Raw genomic sequence first — 21,893 nt, 5'->3', positions numbered from 1 at the left:
CCGATCGCTCGGCGACCGGCCCTCTCTTGGATTGCGTTGACCTACCTGTTTACTTGCCCGTTTACTTGGCCATGGTGGCTTGCATCGCCTTGTTCAGGTGCATGCCGCACACACCCATCTTGCCGTTGAGCAGCGCATCCTGCGCAGCCGTGATCTCCTTCTCGGCGGCCCACTTGCTGTCACCATCAGCCATGTTCTCGATCGCGGTCTCCGTCTTCTCCAGATTGGGCCCGCTGCAGCCACCCATGGCGTGCTTGGCGGCCTGGGCTGGCGCGACGGCGAATGCGACGGCGGCAATTGCGATAACCCCGAGTAACTTCGTCATGATGTTACTTTCCTTCTCTTGTTCTTGGGACAGACCAGCGACATTGCCGGAATCTGCGACATGACTTTCCTCCGGTTGCGGCAACATGACGCAATAAATTCCCCGCGAGAATTGCGTGATGTTGCGCGCGGCGCAGAGCCGCATGCAGAAATTCTGATTTTCATTACAACTTTGTAATCAGGCCTCACACGCTTGGCGTGTGCACTGCATCAAACGATGTGCTGACGCTCAAGCTAGGGACGATTGCCTTGAAGCATCCGGCCGCGCCGCAGGCCGCCCCGATAGCCTGCCGGCCGGCGCCAAGCGAATCGCAACTGCGCGCATCTCCTTGAGCCGCGGAACCTCTTCATTAGTGCGAATATGTATTCACTTCTATAATTTGCGCTTCATGCGATTCGCGCATGCGAGACTTGGGCTTACAAGCTGCTCCATCGTCTTGCGGATCACGAGAACGTAACTTATTTCCACCATCATCGGAACCGCGGGAATTGCTCTAAACCCGTGATTTCACGGACTTTTACTGCTCCCTACGATGACTCCCGCCTAGCTCTTGGGCGGGACTGCCAAGAGGTTAATCGCTCCTTACCGATGCCATGCGCTGTTCGCTTAGCTGCATCGCAACATCGGAACTTTCGCAGTGCACCACTCTCACCTATATTCATTTCAACGATGACGCCCGGGCAAGGGCTGAATCGAACTACAGGAGACTACCAATGCTGCTCTCGCTCATCCGCATGATCCAGGCTTTCCGGGACTATCAGCGCAATGTTGCCGAGCTGTCCCAGCTCAGCGATCGCGAACTGGCCGATATCGGCCTCGATCGCTCGGACATCCCGCGCGTTGCCGCCGGTCAGTATCAGGGCTGATATCGTTCAGCCCTCACCGGACGAACCGATAGCGCCCGCCTCGTGCGGGCGTTGTCGTTTCTGATGGCAGAAAACTCGATCTCGGCGATTCCACTGGTCGCCGAAAAGCGCTACCTGTCCGCCCCATGACAGGACCCCAATCCAATATTGTGCACGTGATCGGCGCAGGCCTTGCCGGCTCCGAGGCCGCCTGGCAGGTGGCCAAATCCGGCGTGCCCGTGGTGCTGCACGAGATGCGGCCTGACCGCATGACCGAGGCGCACCGCACCGACGGGCTCGCCGAACTCGTCTGCTCCAATTCGTTCCGTTCGGACGACGCCGCCAACAACGCCGTTGGCCTGCTCCATGCGGAGATGCGCCGCCTCGGCTCGCTGATCATGCGCGCCGCCGACGCCAATCAGGTGCCCGCCGGTGGCGCCCTGGCGGTCGACCGCGACGGCTTTTCGGCCGCCGTCACCAAGGCGCTGAACGACCACCCCCTGATCGAGATCGCTCGCGGCGAGGTCGCAGGCCTGCCGCCTCCCGACTGGAGTAACGTCATCGTCGCGACCGGCCCCCTCACCTCCGCCCCGCTGGCCGATGCCATCCGCGAGCTCACCGACGAGAACGCGCTCGCCTTCTTCGACGCGATCGCGCCGATCGTGCATCGCGAATCCATCGACATGTCGGTGGCCTGGTTCCAGTCGCGCTACGACAAGGTCGGACCCGGCGGTACCGGCGCCGACTACATCAACTGCCCCATGACCAAGGAGCAGTATGACGGCTTCGTCGCCGCGCTGATGTCAGGTGAGAAGACCGAGTTCAAGGAGTGGGAGACCAACACGCCCTATTTCGACGGCTGCCTGCCGATCGAAGTGATGGCGGAGCGCGGCCCCGAAACGCTGCGCCACGGCCCGATGAAGCCGGTCGGCCTCACCAACCCGCACGATCCCACAACGAAGGCCTACGCGATCGTGCAGCTGCGCCAGGACAACAAGCTCGGCACGCTCTACAACATCGTAGGCTTCCAGACGAAATTGAAATACGGCGAGCAGCAGCGTATCTTCCGCACCATTCCGGGGCTGGAGAAGGCCGAATTCGCCCGCCTTGGCGGCCTGCACCGCAACACCTTCCTCAATTCGCCAAAGCTGCTCGACGGCCAGTTGCGCCTGCGCGCGCAGCCGCGGCTGCGCTTTGCCGGCCAGATGACGGGCTGCGAAGGCTATGTGGAATCCGCCAGCGTCGGCCTGATCGCCGGCCTCTATGCGGCGGCTGATGCCCGCGGCGACACGCTGGCGAGTCCACCCGGTACGACCGCGCTGGGATCGCTGCTCGGCCACATCACCGGCGGTCATATCGAAACCATCGAACCCGGCACGCGCTCGTTCCAGCCGATGAACATCAATTTCGGCCTGTTCCCGCCGCTTGCGAGTGCTCCGACGAAGAAGCCGGACGGCACGCGGCTGCGCGGCAACGAGAAGACGGTGGCCAAGAAGCAGGCAATGAGTGCGCTGGCGCTCGCCGATCTCGATCGCTGGATCGCCGATCATTTGCGCATCGCCGCAGCAGCGTGAGCCTCATGAGTCTCCCGAAAGACGACGCCGCGACACTGTCGGCGCGCTGGACCGAGGGCGTGCTGCTCAAGCGCGACGTGTTCTCGACCGTCGAGCGTGGCCGTTTCCGCGGCGAAAGTGGCGAAGTCGACGCCGTGCTGCGCCGGCTGGATGAAGTGCCGTGGTGGTCATTCCTGCTGGCGAGCCACCTGTTTGCGCGCGAGAAGCACGCGCTGGTGCTGGCAAAAGGCCTGAACGTCGGCCCCGAGCTGCTGTGGGCCGGCCGCCGCGCGCTGGCGCGCGGCTTCGTCGACGGCGTCGCGCTGCATCTGGCCAAGCCGCATGGCGACCTCGCCTATTTCCGCTCGGCCAAGACGGCACTGCGCCGGCTGCGCCGCGCCGGCATCTGCCACAACGATCTCGCCAAGGAACAGAACTGGCTGGTCGGCCGCGATGGCCGCGCCTATGTGACCGATTTCCAGCTTGCGGCGTGCTTCAACCGACGCGGCCGGCTCTATCGCATCCTCGCCTATGAAGACCTCCGCCATCTGCTCAAGCACAAGCGCTCCTATGCACCGGAGGCACTGACCCCGCGCGAGCGAAAAATCCTCGCAAAGAAATCATTCGCCGCGAGCCTGTGGCTAGCAACAGGCAAGAAGGTCTATCGCGCGATCACGCGCGGCCTGTTCAACTTTACCGACCGCGAGGGCGGCGGCCGAAGGCTCGTCAACGATGCGCCGGTGCTGGCGGAGCTGATTCGCAAGAATCCGGCCGTGCGCGACACCGCGATCGTGGCCTTTGCCGATCGGCGCTCCGGCGTCGGGCTCTATGCGTTCGTCGAAGCGGATCAGGCTGCGCTCGAAGGCCAGTTGCGGAACGAGCTTTCGGCCGCGAAGGGCCCGAAGCCGCCAGAGCATATCCAGGTCGTGCACGCGCTGCCGCGCGACGCCGGCGGCAAGCCGCGCACCGAGATCCTGCAACTGGTCGCCATGAACCAGCTCGACCTGATCGAGCCGATGATGAAGAACGACCAGGACCGCGCCTTCCTCAAGGACATTCTGGAACAGCGCAAAAACCTGCGCGACCGTTTCAATTTCGAGGCGGACCTGCCGGCGGGCTAGCCCGCGGGCGACGCCTTGAAGCGTCCACATTGACGATAGAGAAGCGGTTGGACAAGGCAGGTATGGTCAAGGTGATGGGCACTCGGGGGACGATGATGCATCGTGTGGTCGGCGGCATGCTTGCCGGCCTCCTGTTGCTCGCGACCTCGCCCGCCATGGCCGAAACCCCCGCCGAACAGATCTCCAGCTTCCGTCTCAAGCACGGCGAGGTCCGCGTCGTTCGCGATGCGACCCTCGACCGGATCGCCATGGACCAGGCGCGCGCGATGGCGGCGAAGGATGACCTCAGCCATGACGCGCTCGGCCCGTTCAACCGGCGCGTCGCGCCGGCCGGCGCGGGACGCGCCGCCGAGAACATCGCCTACGGCTACGACAATTTCGAGAAGACGCTGGGACAGTGGATCGACTCGTCGGGGCACCGCAAGAACCTGTTGCTGCACAACGCCTCGCGCGTCGGCATCGCGAGTGCCAAAAATGCCAGCGGCAAACGCACCTATTGGGCGATGGTGATCGCCGGCGATTACGAGCCGAAGAAGGGCAAGGGCAGCAAGGACTCAGAGCCGCTGGTCGCCGTGAAGCGCGAGGCCGCCCCCGCGAGCAAGCCCAAGTCCGAAGCTAAGTCCCAATCCAAATCCGGCAGTTGCCACATCAAGCTGCTCAGCCTCTGCATCTGATTGCTGCCGGGCATCTTGTTCGCATTCCTTAACGCGTCTAATTCAAGCGCTTGACCGCGATAGATGGAGGCGTTGTTGATCGACATCGACCAGATTCGGGCCGACACGCCGGCCGCCTCCCGCCTCGCTTATCTCCACAATGCCGGCGCGGCCCTCATGCCGGCGGCCGTCGTCGCAGCGATGAAAGACCACATCGATCTGGAGAGCGAGATCGGAGGTTACGCCGCCGCCGATCGCCAGTCCGATCGGCTCGACGCGATCTACGGCTCGGTGGCGCGCCTGCTGAATGCTTCGCCCAACGAGATCGCCCTCGTGGAGAACGCAACGGTTGCCTGGCAGATGGCGTTCTACGCGCTTGCATTTCGCAAGGGTGACCGCATCCTGACCGCCGAAGCGGAATACGCCGCCAACTATGTCGCGTTCCTTCAGGTTGCCAAACGTACGGGCGCGGTGATCGATGTGGTGCCGAGCGATGCCAGCGGCGAGCTCGACGTCCATGCGCTCGAGCGCATGATCGACAAGCGCGTGAAACTGATTGCTATCACCTGGGTTCCGACCAATGGCGGGCTGGTCAACCCCGCGGCCGCGGTCGGCAAGATCGCGCGGGCGCACGGCATCCCCTACCTGCTCGACGCCTGCCAGGCGGTCGGCCAGATGGCGGCCGACGTGGAAGCCATCGGCTGTGACATGCTGTCGGCCACGGGCCGCAAATTCCTGCGCGGCCCGCGCGGTACCGGCTTTCTCTATGTCCGCCGTGCGCTGCTGCAACAGCTCGAGCCGCCGATGATCGACCATTTCGCGGCGCCCTGGGTCGCGCGCGATGAATATCGGCTGCGAGACGATGCCCGCCGCTTCGAGACCTGGGAGAACAATTACGCGGCCCGGCTGGGGCTGGGGGCCGCCGTCGATTATGCGCTCGATATAGGTCTCGGCCCTATCGAACAGCGCTGCCGCACGCTCGCAGACCGTCTTCGCGGCGGCCTCGCTTCCCTTCGCGGCGTCACCATACGCGACCTCGGACGCGCGCCGGGCGCGATCATCAGCTTCACGATGGATGGGTATGAGGCGGATGCCAACGTCCGCAGCGCCGCTGAGGCTGGCATCACAATCGGGGCTTCAGATCCCGCGAGCACCCGCATCGATGCCGAAGTCCGCTCGCTGCCTCCGGTCGTGCGAGCCTCGCCGCATTACTACAACACGGAGACCGAGATCGACCGGCTGATCGGTCACCTCGCGGGTCTGGCGCCACGATAGCGGCATACGCCGCTCAGGTGCAGCGCGCGCTCAATCCGGATGCACTGAGCCTCGCCATGACCTCGTCGAGATGCGCGCTATCGCGGGTCTCGATCACGAGTTGCAGCAGCGTCGCCTTGGCCGGCAGGTCGGAGAAGGTACGCTGATGCGAGACCTCGATGATGTTGGCGCCGGCCTCTGCCAACAGCGACGCCACGGCGGCGAGCTGCCCGGGCCTGTCAGGAATATCGAGCGACAGCTGGGTCAGCCGCCCCTCGCGCGCCAGCTCGCGCGTGAGCACCGAGGCAATCAGCCGAGTGTCGATGTTGCCGCCGCTGAGGACCAGGCCGACCTTCTGGCCGGCGAAACGGGACGGATCGGACATCAGCGCGGCGAGGCCCGCGGCGCCGGCGCCCTCGACGACCGTCTTCTCGATCGAGATCAGGGTCGCGACCGCGCGCTCGAGCTCGGCCTCGTTGACCAGCGCAATGTCGTCAACCAGGCGGCGGACGATTTCGGTGGTGATCTTGCCCGGCGACTTCACCGCGATGCCTTCGGCCAGCGTATCGCCACGCGCGGGCAGAGTGCCGCCATGGATGGCATTGTACATCGAGGGATAGAGCCAGGCCTCGACGCCGAGGATCCGCAGCGACGGCTTGACCGATTTGGCGGCAATGCCGATGCCGCTGATGAGCCCGCCGCCACCGATCGGGACCACCAGCGTGTCCAGCTCCGGCACGGACTTGAGCATTTCGAGGCCAACCGTGCCCTGCCCCGCGATGACAAGTGGATCGTCGTAGGGATGGACAAAGATCATGCCGCGGGCTTCGCCATGGCTCCGCGCATACGCGGCCGCCTCTTCCAGCGTCGCGCCCGTCACCACGACCTCGGCGCCGTGGTGCCTGGTGTTCTCGACCTTCACCATGGGCGTGCCGACCGGCATCACGATGGTGGCGGGAATGCCGAGCCGCTTGGCGTGATAGGCAACGCCTTGCGCGTGGTTGCCCGCGGACATCGCGATCACGCCCCGCGCGCGCTCCTCCGCCGTCAACGCGGTGAGCCGGTTGAGCGCACCGCGCTCCTTGAACGAGGAGGTGAACTGGAGATTCTCGAATTTCAGCCAGATGTCGCAGCCGCAGATGTTGCTCAGCGTACGGCTGTAGCTACAGGGCGTCTCGACGACGGCGCCGCGGATGGTCTCGGCGGCGGCATGAATATCGCCGGGAGCGACCGGAAGGCCGCTGAGATCTGAGGACGTGGTTTGGGACAAGTCAGCCATGGGACAGCATAGAGCATTTGCCCGGACCGGGCGACAAGCCAACCGCTATTTGGTAAATTCCCGGGAACGTGAAGCCCGCCACAGCGTCCACAGCGTACGCAGCCGCGACGAGGGCTGCGGCGTAAACGGGTTGCGCCCGGGTTGCGACAGACGCTTGAGGTCGGCCCGCACCTGGCTCAGCGGCAGAAACGCTGGCCGCGCCGATGCCGGCACCTCCGTCAGCAACGACAAGGCCGTGGTCAAATGCTGCTGCGCCTCGCCCGCGAGTTGCTCCAGCACGGCGCGCAAGCCCGGCGTCTCCTTGCCGGCGAACACGTCCTCCATCTGACAGCCGTGGCTCGCCAGCACCTGCTCCGGCAGGAACAATTGCCGGTGCGCAGCATCGCGCGGCAGATTGGCGATGACCTGCGCGATGCCCTGCGTCAGCCCGGCATGGCGGGCAAGATGTTCGACCGCCTCCGACGGCGGCGCCATGATCCGGGCCGCGAGGGCGAACAACGCCGAACAGGTCGCGGCCAGATAGCCTTCCAGCGCCGCCATCGTCGGCATCGGATCGTTGTAGAGATCGAACTGGTGCTCGTCGACGAGCAGCGACAGCGGCTCGACCGGCAGCTCGAAATCGCGGATCGCGCGCAGCAGCTCGGCCGCCACCGGATTGCCCTCGGCACTGCCATGGACGAGGCCCGAGAACAGATCGGTCCACCATTGAAAGCGGATCTCGCCGGGCAAGGGCTGGCTCACCTGGTCACGGACACGGACGATTTCGACATTGAAGGCATAGAGCGCCAGCAGCGCGCGACGCTCGGCGGCGGGCACAAACAAGGTCGCAGCATAGCGCGGAAAGTCGTGGCTGCGCACGAGATCGGCGCAGAAGGCCGCGGAATCGGGCGGCGGCGCAGAGCTGCTCATGCTCATGGCACGGCGATCAGCGCGGCGGCCACGCGCCGCCGTTCGCCGATCATGATGTTGTAGGTACGCACGGCCGGACCGGTCTGCATCGTATCCACCACCACCCTCACCGCTTTGAGCGCCTGCCGCAGCTGCGGCGGCGGCAGCCACACCCCGGTTCCGGTGCCGATCAGAAGCGTGTCGATGCTGTTGGCGGCCGTGAACACCCGATCCAGCGAATAACGGTCGATCCTGGCAGGATCGGTCACGTCCCAGGCCCATATCGCGTCGGGCAGGCAGAGCAGCGATCCCCGATGCGACATGCCGGCAAAAGCGAAGCCGCCCTTGCCATAGGCCTCGATCGGCGCCGAGCGCGGGAAATGCGGTGCGTTGGGATCGCCGGCCATGAGCTTCGTCCGAATAGGCTTACTGCCCTCGCAAACGTGTACGAGGGCGTGCGGTTCGGATCATGCCTTGTTTTTCTTCGCCGGCGTAGCCGTATCGGGCGCATCTTCGCGATGCTCGCCGACGCCGAGATAGATCAGGATCGGGGCTGCGATGAAGATCGAGGTATAGGTGCCGACCAGCACCACGCCGAACATCATCACCGCGGTGAAGCTGTGGATGGCATGGCCGCCGAACAGCAGCAGGGCCAGCAGCGCCAGCGTCACGGTGAAGTGGGTGATGATCGAGCGCGACAGCGTCGAGTTGATCGACTCGTTGAGAAGCTGCGGCATCGGCATCTTCTTGTAGCGCCGCAGCATTTCACGGATGCGGTCGTAGATGACCACGGTGTCGTTGAGCGAATAGCCCAGAATGGTGAGCAGCGCGGCAATGCTGGTCAGGTCGAAATCGACCTGGCTGATCGACATGAAGCCGATCGTCAGCACGATGTCGTGCACGTTGGCGATCATGGCGCCGAGCGCGAACTGCCACTCGAAGCGGAACCAGAGATAGACCAGGATCGCGATGATCGCGAGCATCAGGCCGAGCATGCCGTAAGCCAGCAATTCGCCGGCGACGCGCGGACCGAGCACCTCGACGCGGCGGTACTCGATAGAATCGCCGAGTGCGGTGCGGACCTTCTGCACGGCCTCCTGCTGCGCGGCATCGCCGCCCGGCTGCTCCGCAACGCGGATCAGGACGTTCTCGGGCCCGCCGAACTGCTGCAATTGCACTTCGCCAAGACGCAAGCCATCCAGCGTCGTGCGCATCGCTGCGATGTCGGCGGCGCCGGACTTGGCCCGCACCTCCAGCAGCGTGCCGCCCTTGAAGTCGATACCGAGATTGAGGCCATGGGTGAAGAACAGCGTGATGGCGACGATCGACAGTGCCGCCGAGATCGGAAAGCTGATGCGGCGGAAGCGCGTGAAGTCGAAATGCGTGTCGTCCGGGACGATGCGCAACGACGGCAGCAAGCCGAGGGCCGCGACCACGGTGAGAATGGCGATGAGGACGCCGAGCCCGATGAGAACGGTGTGAGTCACAATCAGGCTCCTAGATCGGCACGCTCTGCGGCCGCTTCCACCGCACCCACCAGGCGACGATCAGCCGGGTCATGGTGAAGGCGGTGAACACCGTGGTGATGATGCCGATGCCGAGCGTCACGGCGAAGCCGCGCACCGGACCGGTGCCGATGTAGAACAGCACGGCGGCGGCAATGAAGGTGGTGATGTTGGAATCGAGGATGGTCGCGAGCGCCCGCTTGAAACCGGCGTCGATCGCCGAGATCGCATTGCGGCCGCCACGCAACTCCTCGCGGATGCGCTCATAGATCAGCACGTTGGAATCGACGGCGATACCGACGGTGAGCACGATGCCGGCGATGCCGGGCAAGGTCAGCGTGGCGTTGAGCAGCGACAGCAGGCCGAAGATCATGGCGACGTTGATGGCCACCGCGATGTTCGCGAACACGCCGAACAGACGGTAGGTCAGCAGCATGAAGATGATGACCAGGATCGAGCCGACGTAAGCCGCAAGCTCGCCCTTCTCGATCGAGTCCTGGCCGAGGCCCGGACCGACGGTGCGCTCTTCGACCACGGTCAGCGGCGCCGGCAGCGCGCCGGCGCGCATCAGGATCGCGAGGTCGTTGGCCGACTGGACCGTGAAGCTGCCCGAGATCTGTCCCTGCCCGCCCGTAATGGGCTCGTTGATCCTGGGCGCAGAGATCACCTTGTTGTCGAGCACGATCGCGAAGGGCAGCCCGACATTCTCTTGTGTAGCCTGCGAGAACTTGCGCGCGCCCGACGTATTGAACTTGAAGCTGACGACCGGCTCACTGGTACGCTGGTCGAAGGTCGCCTGGGCGTCGATCAAATCGCCACCGGCGACCAGCACCTGCTTCTTGACCACATAGGGCGTAGGCGGCGGCGAGGCGCTCATCAGCAACTCGGATTCCGGCGGCAGCCTGCCCTGCTGCGCCTGGTCCGGCGACACGGTCGTGTCGACCATGCGGAATTCCATCTTCGCGGTCTCGCCGAGCAGCTTCTTCAGGCGGGTCGGGTCCTGAAGACCGGGGACCTGCACCAGGATGCGGTCGGTGCCCTGGCGCTGGATCACAGGCTCGACGGTGCCGAGCTCGTTGACGCGGCGCTCGACGATCTGGATCGACTGCTCGATGGTCTTGCGCATACGGTCAAGCATCGCGGCCTGCGAGACGCTCAGGCGGATCACGCCGCCGCCGGCGTCGGTGACTTCAAGGTCGCGCTGGCCGCTGGATCCCATCAATCCGCCGAGCGGCTGGGCCAACTCGCGCAGCTTGGCGAGCGCCGGCTGCCAATCGGTTTCCTTGGTGATGCGAACTTCGGCCGCGTCGTTGCGGACGGTGACGCCGCCGGTGAAGCCGATCTTGGCATCGCGCAGCGTGCGGCGAACGTCGTCGCGGACCTGATCCAGCCGCTCCTTCTTCACATAGTTGGAATCGACCTCGAGCAGCAGATAGGAGCCGCCCTGAAGGTCGAGGCCGAGCACGAGCCGGCGCTGCGCCCAGGCCGGCCAGGTCTTGACCTGCGCTTCGGGGAAGAAGTTCGGGACCGCGCAGAGGCACACGATCAGCGCCGTCAGGATAATCCCCAGCGCCTTCCACCGCGTGAAATACAACATCGACTGGACCTGTCAGATCAGGAGACTTGCAGGAAGACTTGAGAAACTCGCGGAAGCATTCACTTCGACGCGGCGTCGTCCTTGGCGGCTTCCTTCGCGCTATCCTTGGATTCTTTCGCCGGCTCGCCCTTGGCGCGCACGCCGGAGACCATCGAACGCATCTGCCGCACGCGCACGCCGTCGGCGATCTCGAACTCGATCTGGTCGTCGTCGACGACCTTGGTGACCTTGCCGACGAGGCCGCCCGAGGTCACCACGGTGTCGCCGCGGCGGATATTCTTCACGAGGTCGGCGTGGTCACGGACCTTCTTCTGCTGCGGACGCAGAATCAGGAAGTACATGATCACGAAGATCAGGGCGAACGGCAGCAGCGACATCAACATGCTGTTGGTGTCACCGGCGCCCGCAGCCTGGGCATACGCAGGAGTAATGAACATTCGGACGATCCTCGTGAGAACGGGGGAAAGCCGGTCAGGCCCCTTGGGCGACCGGCTCGGTCAAATTCGCGCGGACTATAGCGGCCACCGCCCCAATTGCAACGCTGCCAGACCGCCCTTTTGGCCACCTTGCGGCGCGCCGTCAGGCCCGATAAGGCTGCATTCTCAGGAACTTCGGACATGCCCAAAAAACCAAGCAAAAGCCCGGCCGGCAAAGGCCCCCGTACCCCTGCCAGAAAGCCCGCTCGCGTCGCGGCAAAACGCCCCAAGGGGGCCGTCAAGGCAGCCCTCAAGACCGCCCCGGAGCTCTCCCAGGAGCGCCTCGTCCGCGCGCTGGAGACCATCGCGGCGCACCTCGCCGCCCAGGGCAAGCCGGCTGTCGAACGAGAATCGTTCGAACGGGCCGATGCCTATGTGTGGCACCCGGATGGCCGCCTCTCGGCGGTGCCGCGGGTCAGCCGCGTCGAGCTGTTCCTGCTGAAGGGCGTCGACCGGATGCGCGACATCCTGATGGAGAACACCGAGCGCTTCGCGGGCGGCCTGCCCGCCAACAACGCCCTGCTCTGGGGCGCACGCGGCATGGGCAAGTCGTCGCTGGTGAAGGCGGCGCATGCCAGCATCAACGCGGCGCGCAAGGCCTCCGACAGGCTGAAGCTGATCGAGATCCACCGCGAGGATATCGAAACGCTGCCGATGCTGATGGAGAAGCTCCGCGACGCAAGCTTCCACTTCATCGTCTTCATCGACGATCTCTCCTTCGACGGCAACGATGCCTCCTACAAGTCGCTCAAGGCCGTGCTCGAAGGCGGCATCGAGGGTCGGCCCGAGAACGTCATCCTCTACGCCACGTCAAACCGCCGCCATCTGCTGGCGCGCGAGATGATCGAGAACGAGCGCTCGACCGCAATCAATCCCGGCGAAGCGGTCGAGGAAAAAGTCTCACTGTCGGATCGCTTCGGCCTGTGGCTCGGCTTCCATCGCTGCAGCCAGGACGAATATCTCGCCATGGTGCGCGGCTATTGCAGCCATTTCGGCATAGAGGTCGACGACGAGGCGCTGGAACGCGAGGCGCTGGAATGGTCGACCACGCGCGGCTCCCGCTCGGGCCGCGTCGCCTGGCAGTTCGTGCAGGAGCTCGCGGGCCGGCTCGGTGTGAAGCTGACGGCGACGTAGCAAGCAGTATCGCCTCACCCACAATTGTCATTCCCCGCGAAAGCGGGGAATCCAGTACGCCGCGCCTTCTCGGCTCAACAACAATCGTCTCTGGATACTGGATCGCCCGCTCCAGTGCGCAATTGCGCACTGGGCGGGCGATGACAATTTGTATGTGGTGACGGCGCGCCCTACCCCGGGCTCTCGCCTCACGCCCCGTTCAGGAATTGAAGCGGGTCAACCGGGCTCGATCCCTTGCGGATCTCGAAGTGGAGCTGCGGCGACGCCACCTCCCCGGATTGACCCGACTTGGCAATGACCTGACCGCGCTTGATGGTATCGCCGCGCTTCACCAGCAGCTCACTCGCATGGGCATATGCGGTGACGTAGCCGTTGGAGTGCCGAACCAGGACCAGATTGCCGTAACCTTTCAGTTCGTTGCCGGAATAAGCGACGACGCCGTCTTCCGCCGCCTTGACCGGCGTACCCTCGGGCACCGCGAGATTGATGCCGTCATTGGACTTGCCGTTGGTCTTGGCGCCGTAGCTCGTGACCACTTTGCCGCGCACCGGCCAACGGAAGGTCGGCAGCGCGCTGGTGGTCTCAGCGGCCTTCGCCGGAGCCTCCGCAGCCTTCTCTTCGACATTGGTCGTGGCCTGCGCCAGGCGTGCACTCTGCACGGGTGCTGCGACGGCGGCCATCTTGGTGGCGGGCGCGGGAGCAGCCGCAACAGGCTGCAGCGTCCCCGCAACCGGAGCAGCCGAGACCGGAGCCGCGGCAACCGGCGCCGCGATCGCGGCGGTCTTTGCACCGGGCACGGTCAGCTTGGTGCCGAGCTTGAGCTTTGCCGAGGGATCGAGGCCGTTGGCACGGGCAAGTTCAGCCGACGAGATGTGGTTCTTGCGGGCGATGCTGGCGAGCGTGTCGCCACGATTGACGAAGTGGGAGCTCGGCGGCGCAGCCATGACCGCTACAGGCTTCGACGCAGGCGCCATCGCGGGAGCCGCTGCGACCGGAACCATCACAGGTGCAGGCGCCGCAGCAGTGGCGCCCGGATGCGGGATAATGATCTGCTGGCCGGGCGAGAGCGCGCGCGGCCCCTTGTAGCCGTTGGCGGCAAGGATTGCTTGCGGGGTGACGTGATAGCGCTTGGCGAGCACATCGAGCGTGTCGCTGGTGCCGACGATGATCTTGGTCCCGCCGGCGGGCTGGGCGGCTGCGACCGAGCGCGGCGGCACGGTGGCCGTGGTGTCGAGATGCGGCTGCGCCGGGGGCGCGTAGGAGCTGACGCCGCGGCCGCCACCGGACATGCCGCCGCCTGTCGCAACGGGATAGGATTGCGGTGCCGACACCGCGGGTGGCGGCAGGGGTTGCGACTGGTAGTAACCGGGCTGCGTCTGCGGCCGCGAATATTGCGGCAGCTCACGCTGCGGAGGCGGTGCCTGCTGCACCGAACCGGTCGATTCCTGGGAAAAGGGATTGGAGAAGTTCGACTGGGACAGGCGCGACGACATGTCGGCGCTGCACCCTGCGAAGCTGAAGGAGATCAGCGCCAGCACCGCGACCTGCGGTACGCGGCGCGAGTAAAGCAACTCGGCGACGACAGACATGGTTACTCACTCGTACGCAACAGAACTGGTCTTTTAAGTAAACACGTCGCGAGTAAATAACGGCTTAACCCTCCCAATAAGATGTTGGCGGCACAGCCAATCCGGAATTCTACAGCTCCCGCGCCACGCCGGGCAGCGCCGGCACGAAGCGGACCTCGACGAGTTCCTTGCGCTCGATCCCGGCTTCTGTCCGGGTCAGACGGATCAGGGTCTGCACGCCCTGATGCGGACCGACGGGTGCGATCAGGATGCCGCCGACCTCAAGCCGCTCGACCAGGTTCTCGGGAAGCTGCTCCACTGCGGCGGTGACGATGATGCGGTCGAAGGGACCGATATTGACGGGCAGGTTGAGCCCGTCGCCCAGCATCACCTCGACATTGTGATAGCCGAGCTTCTCGATCCTCGCGCGTGCGACGTCCGCCAGCTTGCGATAGCGCTCAACCGTCAGCACCTGCCCTGCCAGCCGCGACAACACCGCGGCCTGGTAGCCGGAGCCGGCGCCGATCTCGAGCACGCGGTGCCGCTTCTGGAGCTGGAGCTGCTCGGTCATGTAGGCGACGACGAAAGGTTGGCTGATGGTCTGCCCGCACGCGATCGGCAGCGCGCTATCGCGATAGGCGCTCTCGCGGTCGGCTTCGTCGACAAATTCGTCGCGCGGCACCTCTTCCATGGTCCGCAGCACCGCCTGATCGCTAATGCCCCGACGCCTCAGCGTGAGCTGAAACATCATTTTTTCCGGCGGGTGCTGATGGGAGGTCATTGCTGCTTGTATCGTCTTGCCTGGTCCGGGTCGTCGCTTGCGTAGCTTGGGCCCCGTGCAAGAATCTTGTTCCCTGCCGAGGAACCCATGATAACCCTTAGCGGCTGTACTTGACCACAAATTGGGTTGCGGCGGACTGGCCGCAAAGGCCATTTTCGGGTGTCCGCTCGCCGAAACGCGCATTGCGTCGATTCGTGTTATCTGCGAACGTTTTCGAGAATGGGCAAGGACTCACCGACAATGACCGCGACAGGGCTTTCCGGCCGCTCTGTATTCCTCGTCGAAGACGAGGTGATGATCAGGATGATGGTCGCGGACATGCTGGAAGAGCTCGGCTACAAGGTCGCGGCCGAGGCCGGCGACATCAACGAAGCCCTGCGGCTTGCCCAGGCGACCGAGTTCGACATCGCCATTCTCGACGTCAACGTCAACGGCAAGGTCATCTCGCCGGTCGCCGACGTCATCAAGGCGAAGGGCTGCCCGTTCATCTTCGCGACCGGCTACGGCTCGTCCGGCCTGCCCGAGCAGTACCGCGACCGGCCGGCGCTGCAGAAGCCGTTTCAACTCGACGCGCTCGGCAAGACCATCGAAGCCGCGCTGCGCGGCAGCTAGCCGCTATTTCAGAGTCGCGCTCAGCTCTTCCGAAAACGCTTCGTTGGTGCGGTCAAGCCTGAGCGGCGTGACCGAAATGTAGCGCTCGCGGAGTGCCGCCAGATCAGTGCCCTCCGCCGGCGTATCCATCATCGCGGCACGCTCAAAACCGATCCAGAAGTATGGATTGTTGCGGCCGTCCTTGCGCTCGTCGATCCTGAGGAAGCCGAGATTGCGCTTGCCCTGGCGGGTGACGCGAATGCCGAGCACGTCCTCCGGCGCGCAGGCCGGGAAGTTGACGTTGATGACGGTGTCCTTGGGGATGCCGGCCTTGATCACCTTGCGCAGGATGTCGGGCCCGAACCTGCGCGCGGTGTCCCACAGCGGCCGGTCGCGGGTCTCGACGCTGAACTCCTGCGACAGCGCGAACGACGGCAGCCCCAGGATGGTGCCTTCCAGCGCGCCGGCGATGGTGCCGGAATAGACCACGTCCTCGGCGACGTTGCGGCCCTTGTTGACGCCGGACAGCACGAGATCCGGCGGTTTGGTGCCCAGGATATGCCGTGCGCCCATGATGACGCAGTCAGTCGGGGTGCCGCGCACGGCGAAATGGCGCGGGCCGACCTCGCGCAGGCGCAAGGGGTCGTTCAGCGACAGCGAATGCGACACGCCGGACTGGTCGAGCTCGGGCGCCACCACCCAGACGTCGTCGGACAGCGCCCTGGCGATCTCCTCCACGACCTTGAGGCCGGGAGCGTGGATGCCGTCGTCATTGGTGCAGAGAATACGCATGCGGAAGGTCGATTCCTGAAGCCGTTTGGGCCGTCTTATCCGGCTATGGCGGATCAGGCAAACCGCCCAGTCCCGGCGGCTAAAGTCCCGACGGCCGGCCGGCGGCAGAGCTCATCTGTGATCTAGCTCATTGCCGCGGCGCAGCATCGCCCCCTATTTTCGGATGATATTTCTGTAGCGACGGGACACCCCCGATGACCCGCTTTGCAGCCCTTGTCTGTCTTGGAGTTGGTCTTGGCCTGAATGCGCTCGTAGCGCTTCCGGTACGGGCACAGGATTCAGGGGCCGCGGACCGCTGCTTCCCCTGGCAGGAGTTCCGTGGCGGCGTCTGCGTGGCCAAGGGCACCCCTCTTGCTCCGCCGCCTGGGAAGACGCAGCTCCCGAGCCCGCCGCCTCTGCCGGAACGGAGCGAAACGCCCGCCCCGCCGGTCTGCCCCGCTAACAGCCATCTCGACGCGACAAACAGCGCCTGCGTCGCCGACGCACCGCCACCTCCAGCCGCGCCGTCCCGCACGCTGATTACCATCACCTGCGTCGGCGGCACGGCGAGCGCCAGCCAATGCGCCTGCCCCGCCGACTTCCAGTTGATGCCGGCAGGCACCGATCCCGGCGGCACCTGCGTGCGGACCGACGCAGAGAATTGCCAGGGTGGTGCGATGACCGTCACCGGCGAATGCCTGTGCAACGGCCAGGTCACGATGTCCGGACAGGTCTACGATCTCGAATTCTCGCGCGGCAAATGCGTGCCGAAGCGCTGCCCGCGCGAAGGCCCTTGCGCCACGACGGCCGTGAGGCCGGAGAACGAGGCTCCACCAAAACTGTCATCCGACGAGCCGGAGCGGCATCGCCTTTGCGCCAAGGGCATGGTCGCGACACGCCACGGCTGCGTGCCGGCACGGCACCGGTCACAGACCATCGATCCCGGTGCGCTGCTGCGGATGACGCCGGCCTATTCGAGCCCGATGCCGTATTAGCGGCGGATGCGCCATTGCGGCAGGAAGCGCGCGAGCCGGCCCTCGGCACGCAGCGTCATTGCCGGCACGACCGGGCTGACGACAGGCGTCTCGATCACGCCAAGCGCCTTCAGTTGCGCGACGATCGGGTCCGACGCCGGCGCCTCAACAGGTGTAATGGGAAAGCGTTCGCGCGCGACCGTCAGCGCCTTGTCGAAGTCAGCAGCGTTCACACCGGGCTTGGCCCGCCGGCTCTGCACGAGATTATCGTCCCAAAGCCGCGCGAGTTCGATGTCGAGCACGCCGCGCAGACGCTGATCGACGGCCTGGATGCCGGCCCCCGTCACCGCCCATTGTCGGCCGACCCAGAAGATGTCGCTGTGCAAGGCCATGAACGGTCGGTTCGCATTGACGGGTGGCCGGCAGGATAACCGGCCGCCCGATCTTCGCAACCAAACGTTTCTATCGTGACAGGCGAGCAACGCCCCTTTAGTCGCGCGCAACCACTTTCAGGCCGCCCATATAGGGCTGGAGCACGTCGGGGACCGCGATCGAGCCGTCCTCCTGCTGATAGGTCTCCATCACCGCAATCAGCGCGCGGCCGACCGCGGTGCCGGAGCCGTTCAGCGTGTGCACGAAGCGCGGCTTGCCGTCCGGCCCGCGCGAGCGCGCATCCATGCGGCGCGCCTGGAAGTCGCCGCAGACCGAGCAGCTCGAGATCTCGCGGAACATGCCGCCGTCGCCCTGTCCGGGCATCCACACCTCGATGTCATAGGTTTTTTGCGACGAAAAACCCATATCTCCTGCGCAGAGCGTCATCACGCGATAATGCAGGTCGAGCTTCTGCAACACCTGCTCGGCGCAGGACAGCATCCGCTCCAGCTCGTCGCGGCTCGCCTCGGGCGTCGTGATCGAGACCAGCTCGACCTTGGTGAACTGGTGCTGGCGGATCATGCCGCGCGTGTCGCGCCCGGCCGCGCCCGCCTCGGCACGGAAGCACGGCGTCAGCGCGGTAAGGCGCATCGGCAATTGCTTCTCGTCGAGGATGGATTCGCGCGCGAGGTTGGTGAGCGAGACTTCAGCGGTCGGGATGAGGCCAAGGCGCTCGGTCTTCAGCCGCTCGAGATCGGGGGCTGCAAGCAGCTCGCCACTGATCGCCCAGAACTGATCGTCCTCGAATTTCGGCAGCTGCCCGGTGCCGAACATTACCTCGTTGCGCACCAGCAGCGGCGGGTTGATCTCGGTGTAGCCATGCTCGTTGGTGTGGAGGTCAAGCATGAACTGGCCGATCGCGCGTTCGAGCCGCGCCAGCCCCTTCTTCAGCACGACGAAGCGCGCGCCGGAGAGCTTTGCCGCCGCCTCGAAATCCATGTAGCCGAGCGCGGTGCCGAGATCGTCGTGCAGCTTCGGTGCGAAGCCGTAATTGCGCTTGGCGCCGAACACATGGTGCTGCACGTTGCCGTGCTCGTCGACGCCATCGGGCACTTCGTCGAACGGAATGTTCGGAATCGCCGACAACTCTTTCGCCAGCTCCTCGTCGGCAGCCTTTGCGGCGGCCTCGAGCTCCGGCATCGTGGTCTTGAGCTCGGCGACCTCGGCCATCAGTTTGGCGGCGCGCGCGTCGTCCTTCGCCTTCTTGGCGTCGCCGATCTCCTTGGAGGCCGCGTTGCGGCGCGCCTGCGCCTGCTCCGAGGCCAGGATCGCCGCCCGCCGCTTCTCGTCGATTGCGAGCAGCGATGCCGACAACGGCTTCAGGCCGCGCCGGGCGAGACCGGCGTCGAAGGCTTGCGGATTGTCGCGGATCGATTTGATGTCGTGCATGGCCGTGGTCCTGGGGCTGCGCGTAAACATACAACGGCAAACGTTGTACGTCAGCGCGTCTCCCCTAGCACTCTGTCATCGCCCGCGAAAGCGGGCGATCCAGTATTCCTGAGACGGGGGTGATTCTCCGCGAGGCCGCGGCGTACTGGATTCCCCGCTTTCGCGGGGAATGGCAGCCGAGCTAGCCGCCCTATTCTGCCGGATTGGCCGGCGTCGAGACGTCGGTGCCGGTGGTCGCCTGCGAGGCCGCCGCCTTCTTCTCCACCATCGCCACCGCGATAATCGAGCCCTCGTAGAGCAACAGCAAGGGGATCGCGAGCGAGCACTGGCTGAGCACGTCGGGCGGCGTCAGCACGGCTGCGATCACGAAGGCGATCACGATGAAATAGCGGCGCTTTTCACGCAGCATTTTCGAGGTGACGATGCCGATGCGGCCGAGCAGCGTCAGGATCACCGGCAACTGGAAGGCGATGCCGAAGGCGAAGATCAGCGACATCATCAGCGACAGATATTCGCCGACCTTGGGCAGCAGCTGGATCTGTGCGGTCTCGTCGCTGCCGGCCTGCTGCATGCCGAGCGAGAAGCGCACCAGCATCGGCAGAACGACGAAGTAGACCAGCGCTGCGCCCAGCACGAAGAAGAAAGGTGTCGCGACCAGATACGGTACGAAGGCGTTCTTCTCGTGCTTGTACAGGCCCGGCGCGACGAACTTGTAAATCTGGGTCGCGACGATCGGGAACGAGATGAAGCCGGCGCCGAACAGTGCAAGCTTGAGCTGGGTGATGAAATATTCCAGCAGCGCCGTGTAGATGAACTTGGAATTCTCGGGCCCCGCGACCCACACGAACGGCCAGACCAGCACGTTGTAGATCTGCTTGGCGAAGAAGAAGCAGAAGATGAAGGCAAGGCCAAAGCCGAGCAGCGCCTTGATCAGCCGCGAGCGCAGCTCGATCAAATGGTCCATCAGCGGGGCCTTGCTGGCCTCGATATCGGCGTCGCTCATGACGCTTTGGCGTCCTTGATCGCTTCGGATGGCGCGGTGTCCTGCGCAACCACCGGCGCCTGCTCGACCTCGCGCGTGATGGCGAGCGGCTCGTTGACCGCCGTATGCGCCTCGGCTTCCACGAAGGTCTCGGGCGTCGGCGCTTCAGGCGTGGTCGGTGTCGTCGGCGGTTCAACAGCGGTGGTCGCGGGCGTCTCGGCCGGCTTGTCCAACGCATCGACGCGGAGCGCGTCGCTGACGTCCTTCTGCAGCGAGGTCATCAGACCACCACCGGTGAAGCCGGCGGCGGCTTCCTTGACCTCGTCAAAGCTCTTCTTGAGGTCGGCCATCTCGGCCTCGCGCATCGCTTCCTGGAACTGGCCCTGGAATTCGGCGGCCATCTTGCGGGCCTTGCCCATCCACTGTCCGACCATGCGCAGCACGCCCGGCAGCTCTTTCGGGCCGATGGCGATCAGGGCCACGACCCCGATCAGAACCAGTTCACTCCACCCGATGTCGAACATGAGGTCTTCCGTTCACGCCAGCCGTAGCCGGCCCAATCCCCCGCGCGCAGGATCGGGGCCGCTTTACCCGCGTCTCGCGTGCTGCTTCCGGCTCAGACGGCCTTGCTGCCGACGTCGGTCCGTGCCGCGGTCGGCGCGGCATTGTGCTCGATGGACTTGGACGGCTCGGCGGGCTTGTCGGCGACCTTGTCGTCGTCCTGCATGCCCTTCTTGAAGGCCTTGATGCCCTGCGCCACGTCGCCCATCAGATCCGAAATCTTGCCGCGGCCGAACAGCAGCAGGACGACTGCGATCACCAGGATCCAGTGCCAAATGCTAAGCGAACCCATCCTGCAACCCTCCAAACACGCATGGCCGGGGACCCGGCCGATCTTCCCGGAAACCTAGGCGCGGCAGGCCTCAAAAACAAGGACCAAGGCAGCGCCAATTCGCTGTTGGCGCTACGTAATCTTGCTAGTGTTAACTGGTCGCAGGGCGGCCATAAAAGGCCGGGACGTCAGTCCTCGCTACTGCCCTCGCCGCCCTCATTGCCGCCTTCCGGCGGGCTCTCGGGCTCGACCGCAGGCGCCAGCGCCAGATCGAGGTCTTCGCCGGGTTCCAGCGGATCTTCGTCCTCGCGCAGCTGCGGATCATCGGACGGGGTCGGCACGCTGAATCCGGTCGGCAGGCGCGAATCCAGCAGGCCTGTGCCCTTCAGCTCCTCCAGGCCCGGCAGGTCGCCGAGCTGTTCCAGGGTGAACTGCGACAGGAAGTCCTCGGTGGTTCCGAAGGTCAGCGGGCGGCCCGGCGTCTTGCGACGGCCGCGCGGCTTGATCCAGCCGGTCTCCAGCAGCACGTCGAGGGTGCCCTTTGACGTCACGACGCCGCGGATCTCCTCGATCTCGGCGCGCGTCACCGGCTGGTGATAGGCGATGATGGCGAGCACCTCGATCGCGGCGCGCGACAGGCGGCGGGTCTCGTGGCTCTCGCGCGTCATCAGCCAGGCGAGATCGCCGGCGGTGCGGAACGTCCATTTGTTCGCAACCTTCACGAGGTTGACGCCGCGCAAGGCATAGTCGGCCTGGAGCTGTTCGAGCGCGGCCTTGACGTCCACGCCCTCGGGCATGCGCTTGGCCAGCGTCGCGGTGTCCAGCGGTTCACTCGAGGCAAACAGCAGCGCTTCCAGCAGCCGCAATTCCTCGGGACGTGCCTGGGGCTCGTTCTCCATCGGCTCGGCCTCTTCAACCCGCACTTCAGCCAGGCTTGCCATGG

24 protein-coding genes are annotated in these 21,893 nt (G+C 65.1%); 8 read left to right on the top strand and 16 right to left on the bottom strand.

The window, feature by feature from the left end:
* Positions 1–61: 61 nt before the first annotated feature.
* The gene (locus tag AC1RR3_RS27080) at positions 62–469 is read right to left on the bottom strand and encodes a hypothetical protein (protein ID WP_492826355.1); all 408 of its coding nucleotides are present in this window, start codon (positions 467–469) and stop codon (positions 62–64) included.
* A gap of 569 nt (positions 470–1,038) precedes the next feature.
* Here AC1RR3_RS27080 and AC1RR3_RS27075 point away from each other — a divergent pair.
* The 5 genes from AC1RR3_RS27075 (at position 1,039) to AC1RR3_RS27055 (ending at position 5,772) form a co-directional block, all read left to right on the top strand.
* A complete protein-coding gene (locus tag AC1RR3_RS27075) occupies positions 1,039–1,191 on the top strand; it encodes a DUF1127 domain-containing protein (RefSeq protein ID WP_007590701.1) in 153 nt (50 codons plus the stop codon).
* 125 nt (positions 1,192–1,316) lie between these two features.
* A complete protein-coding gene (gene trmFO, locus AC1RR3_RS27070) occupies positions 1,317–2,744 on the top strand; it encodes a methylenetetrahydrofolate--tRNA-(uracil(54)-C(5))-methyltransferase (FADH(2)-oxidizing) TrmFO (RefSeq protein ID WP_492826349.1) in 1,428 nt (475 codons plus the stop codon).
* A 5-nt stretch (positions 2,745–2,749) separates the two neighbouring features.
* Positions 2,750–3,844, top strand: a complete 1,095-nt coding sequence (locus AC1RR3_RS27065; RefSeq protein WP_492826347.1) for a serine/threonine protein kinase — start codon at positions 2,750–2,752, stop codon at positions 3,842–3,844.
* A gap of 95 nt (positions 3,845–3,939) precedes the next feature.
* A complete protein-coding gene (locus tag AC1RR3_RS27060; protein WP_492826459.1) occupies positions 3,940–4,518 on the top strand; it encodes a CAP domain-containing protein in 579 nt (192 codons plus the stop codon).
* 75 nt (positions 4,519–4,593) lie between these two features.
* On the top strand, positions 4,594–5,772 hold the full coding sequence (locus AC1RR3_RS27055; RefSeq protein WP_492826345.1) for an aminotransferase class V-fold PLP-dependent enzyme: 1,179 nt from the start codon (positions 4,594–4,596) through the stop codon (positions 5,770–5,772).
* A gap of 13 nt (positions 5,773–5,785) precedes the next feature.
* On the opposite strand, the gene AC1RR3_RS27050 is transcribed toward AC1RR3_RS27055, so the two are convergent.
* The 6 genes from AC1RR3_RS27050 to yajC are packed head-to-tail and all read right to left on the bottom strand — an operon-like array spanning position 5,786 to position 11,457.
* Positions 5,786–7,030, bottom strand: coding sequence for a threonine ammonia-lyase (locus AC1RR3_RS27050; protein ID WP_492826343.1), 1,245 nt, complete (start codon positions 7,028–7,030; stop codon positions 5,786–5,788).
* A 45-nt stretch (positions 7,031–7,075) separates the two neighbouring features.
* A complete protein-coding gene (locus tag AC1RR3_RS27045; protein ID WP_492826457.1) occupies positions 7,076–7,939 on the bottom strand; it encodes a phytoene/squalene synthase family protein in 864 nt (287 codons plus the stop codon).
* A 2-nt stretch (positions 7,940–7,941) separates the two neighbouring features.
* Complete coding sequence (locus AC1RR3_RS27040; RefSeq protein WP_492826342.1) at positions 7,942–8,325, bottom strand: Mth938-like domain-containing protein; 384 nt, start codon at positions 8,323–8,325, stop codon at positions 7,942–7,944.
* A 60-nt stretch (positions 8,326–8,385) separates the two neighbouring features.
* Positions 8,386–9,405 carry a protein translocase subunit SecF gene (gene secF / locus AC1RR3_RS27035; protein WP_492826340.1) on the bottom strand — a complete coding sequence of 340 codons (1,020 nt, stop codon included), beginning with the start codon at positions 9,403–9,405 and terminating at the stop codon, positions 8,386–8,388.
* Positions 9,406–9,415: 10 nt separating this feature from the next.
* Positions 9,416–11,020, bottom strand: a complete 1,605-nt coding sequence (gene secD, locus AC1RR3_RS27030; protein ID WP_492826338.1) for a protein translocase subunit SecD — start codon at positions 11,018–11,020, stop codon at positions 9,416–9,418.
* Positions 11,021–11,079: 59 nt separating this feature from the next.
* Positions 11,080–11,457, bottom strand: coding sequence for a preprotein translocase subunit YajC (gene yajC / locus AC1RR3_RS27025; protein ID WP_441236377.1), 378 nt, complete (start codon positions 11,455–11,457; stop codon positions 11,080–11,082).
* Between the two features lie 180 nt (positions 11,458–11,637).
* On the opposite strand from yajC, the gene AC1RR3_RS27020 reads away from it, so the two are divergent.
* The gene (locus AC1RR3_RS27020) at positions 11,638–12,630 is read left to right on the top strand and encodes an ATP-binding protein (RefSeq protein ID WP_492826336.1); all 993 of its coding nucleotides are present in this window, start codon (positions 11,638–11,640) and stop codon (positions 12,628–12,630) included.
* Between the two features lie 188 nt (positions 12,631–12,818).
* Here the strand turns inward: AC1RR3_RS27020 and AC1RR3_RS27015 are convergent, their stop codons facing one another.
* Together AC1RR3_RS27015 and AC1RR3_RS27010 are read right to left on the bottom strand one after the other, a co-directional pair.
* Positions 12,819–14,219, bottom strand: a complete 1,401-nt coding sequence (locus tag AC1RR3_RS27015; protein ID WP_492826334.1) for a peptidoglycan DD-metalloendopeptidase family protein — start codon at positions 14,217–14,219, stop codon at positions 12,819–12,821.
* Positions 14,220–14,328: 109 nt separating this feature from the next.
* The gene (locus AC1RR3_RS27010; protein ID WP_492826332.1) at positions 14,329–14,979 is read right to left on the bottom strand and encodes a protein-L-isoaspartate(D-aspartate) O-methyltransferase; all 651 of its coding nucleotides are present in this window, start codon (positions 14,977–14,979) and stop codon (positions 14,329–14,331) included.
* Positions 14,980–15,219: 240 nt separating this feature from the next.
* Here AC1RR3_RS27010 and AC1RR3_RS27005 point away from each other — a divergent pair, with 240 nt between their 5' ends.
* Complete coding sequence (locus AC1RR3_RS27005; protein ID WP_492826330.1) at positions 15,220–15,591, top strand: response regulator; 372 nt, start codon at positions 15,220–15,222, stop codon at positions 15,589–15,591.
* 3 nt (positions 15,592–15,594) lie between these two features.
* Here the strand turns inward: AC1RR3_RS27005 and surE are convergent, their stop codons facing one another.
* Positions 15,595–16,362, bottom strand: coding sequence for a 5'/3'-nucleotidase SurE (surE, locus tag AC1RR3_RS27000; RefSeq protein WP_492826328.1), 768 nt, complete (start codon positions 16,360–16,362; stop codon positions 15,595–15,597).
* A 194-nt stretch (positions 16,363–16,556) separates the two neighbouring features.
* Between surE and AC1RR3_RS26995 the strand changes: the two genes are divergently transcribed.
* Positions 16,557–17,336 carry a hypothetical protein gene (locus AC1RR3_RS26995; RefSeq protein ID WP_492826326.1) on the top strand — a complete coding sequence of 260 codons (780 nt, stop codon included), beginning with the start codon at positions 16,557–16,559 and terminating at the stop codon, positions 17,334–17,336.
* Here the strand turns inward: AC1RR3_RS26995 and AC1RR3_RS26990 are convergent.
* The 6 genes from AC1RR3_RS26990 to scpB all read right to left on the bottom strand — a co-directional run bounded on the left by AC1RR3_RS26990 (position 17,333) and on the right by scpB (position 21,891).
* Positions 17,333–17,707: a hypothetical protein gene (locus AC1RR3_RS26990; protein WP_492826324.1), complete on the bottom strand. Its 375-nt coding sequence runs from the start codon at positions 17,705–17,707 to the stop codon at positions 17,333–17,335. The two genes, AC1RR3_RS26995 and AC1RR3_RS26990, sit on opposite strands and share 4 nt — an antisense overlap.
* Before the next feature lie 97 nt (positions 17,708–17,804).
* On the bottom strand, positions 17,805–19,136 hold the full coding sequence (gene serS / locus AC1RR3_RS26985; RefSeq protein ID WP_492826322.1) for a serine--tRNA ligase: 1,332 nt from the start codon (positions 19,134–19,136) through the stop codon (positions 17,805–17,807).
* Between the two features lie 190 nt (positions 19,137–19,326).
* Positions 19,327–20,139 carry a twin-arginine translocase subunit TatC gene (gene tatC / locus AC1RR3_RS26980; protein ID WP_492826320.1) on the bottom strand — a complete coding sequence of 271 codons (813 nt, stop codon included), beginning with the start codon at positions 20,137–20,139 and terminating at the stop codon, positions 19,327–19,329.
* Positions 20,136–20,642, bottom strand: a complete 507-nt coding sequence (tatB, locus tag AC1RR3_RS26975; protein ID WP_492826318.1) for a Sec-independent protein translocase protein TatB — start codon at positions 20,640–20,642, stop codon at positions 20,136–20,138. The genes tatC and tatB overlap by 4 nt, the downstream gene beginning before the upstream one ends.
* Before the next feature lie 92 nt (positions 20,643–20,734).
* Positions 20,735–20,971: a twin-arginine translocase TatA/TatE family subunit gene (locus tag AC1RR3_RS26970; protein WP_008134998.1), complete on the bottom strand. Its 237-nt coding sequence runs from the start codon at positions 20,969–20,971 to the stop codon at positions 20,735–20,737.
* Between the two features lie 167 nt (positions 20,972–21,138).
* Entirely contained in the window at positions 21,139–21,891 is a 753-nt protein-coding gene (scpB, locus tag AC1RR3_RS26965) for an SMC-Scp complex subunit ScpB (RefSeq protein WP_492826315.1), read from the bottom strand.
* Positions 21,892–21,893 lie beyond the last annotated feature (2 nt).

This window comes from Bradyrhizobium sp. GW821-FHT13H05, assembly GCF_058804065.1.
The sequence above is the reverse complement of the archived record's forward strand: the minus strand, read 5'-3'. Positions and strand labels throughout refer to the sequence as shown.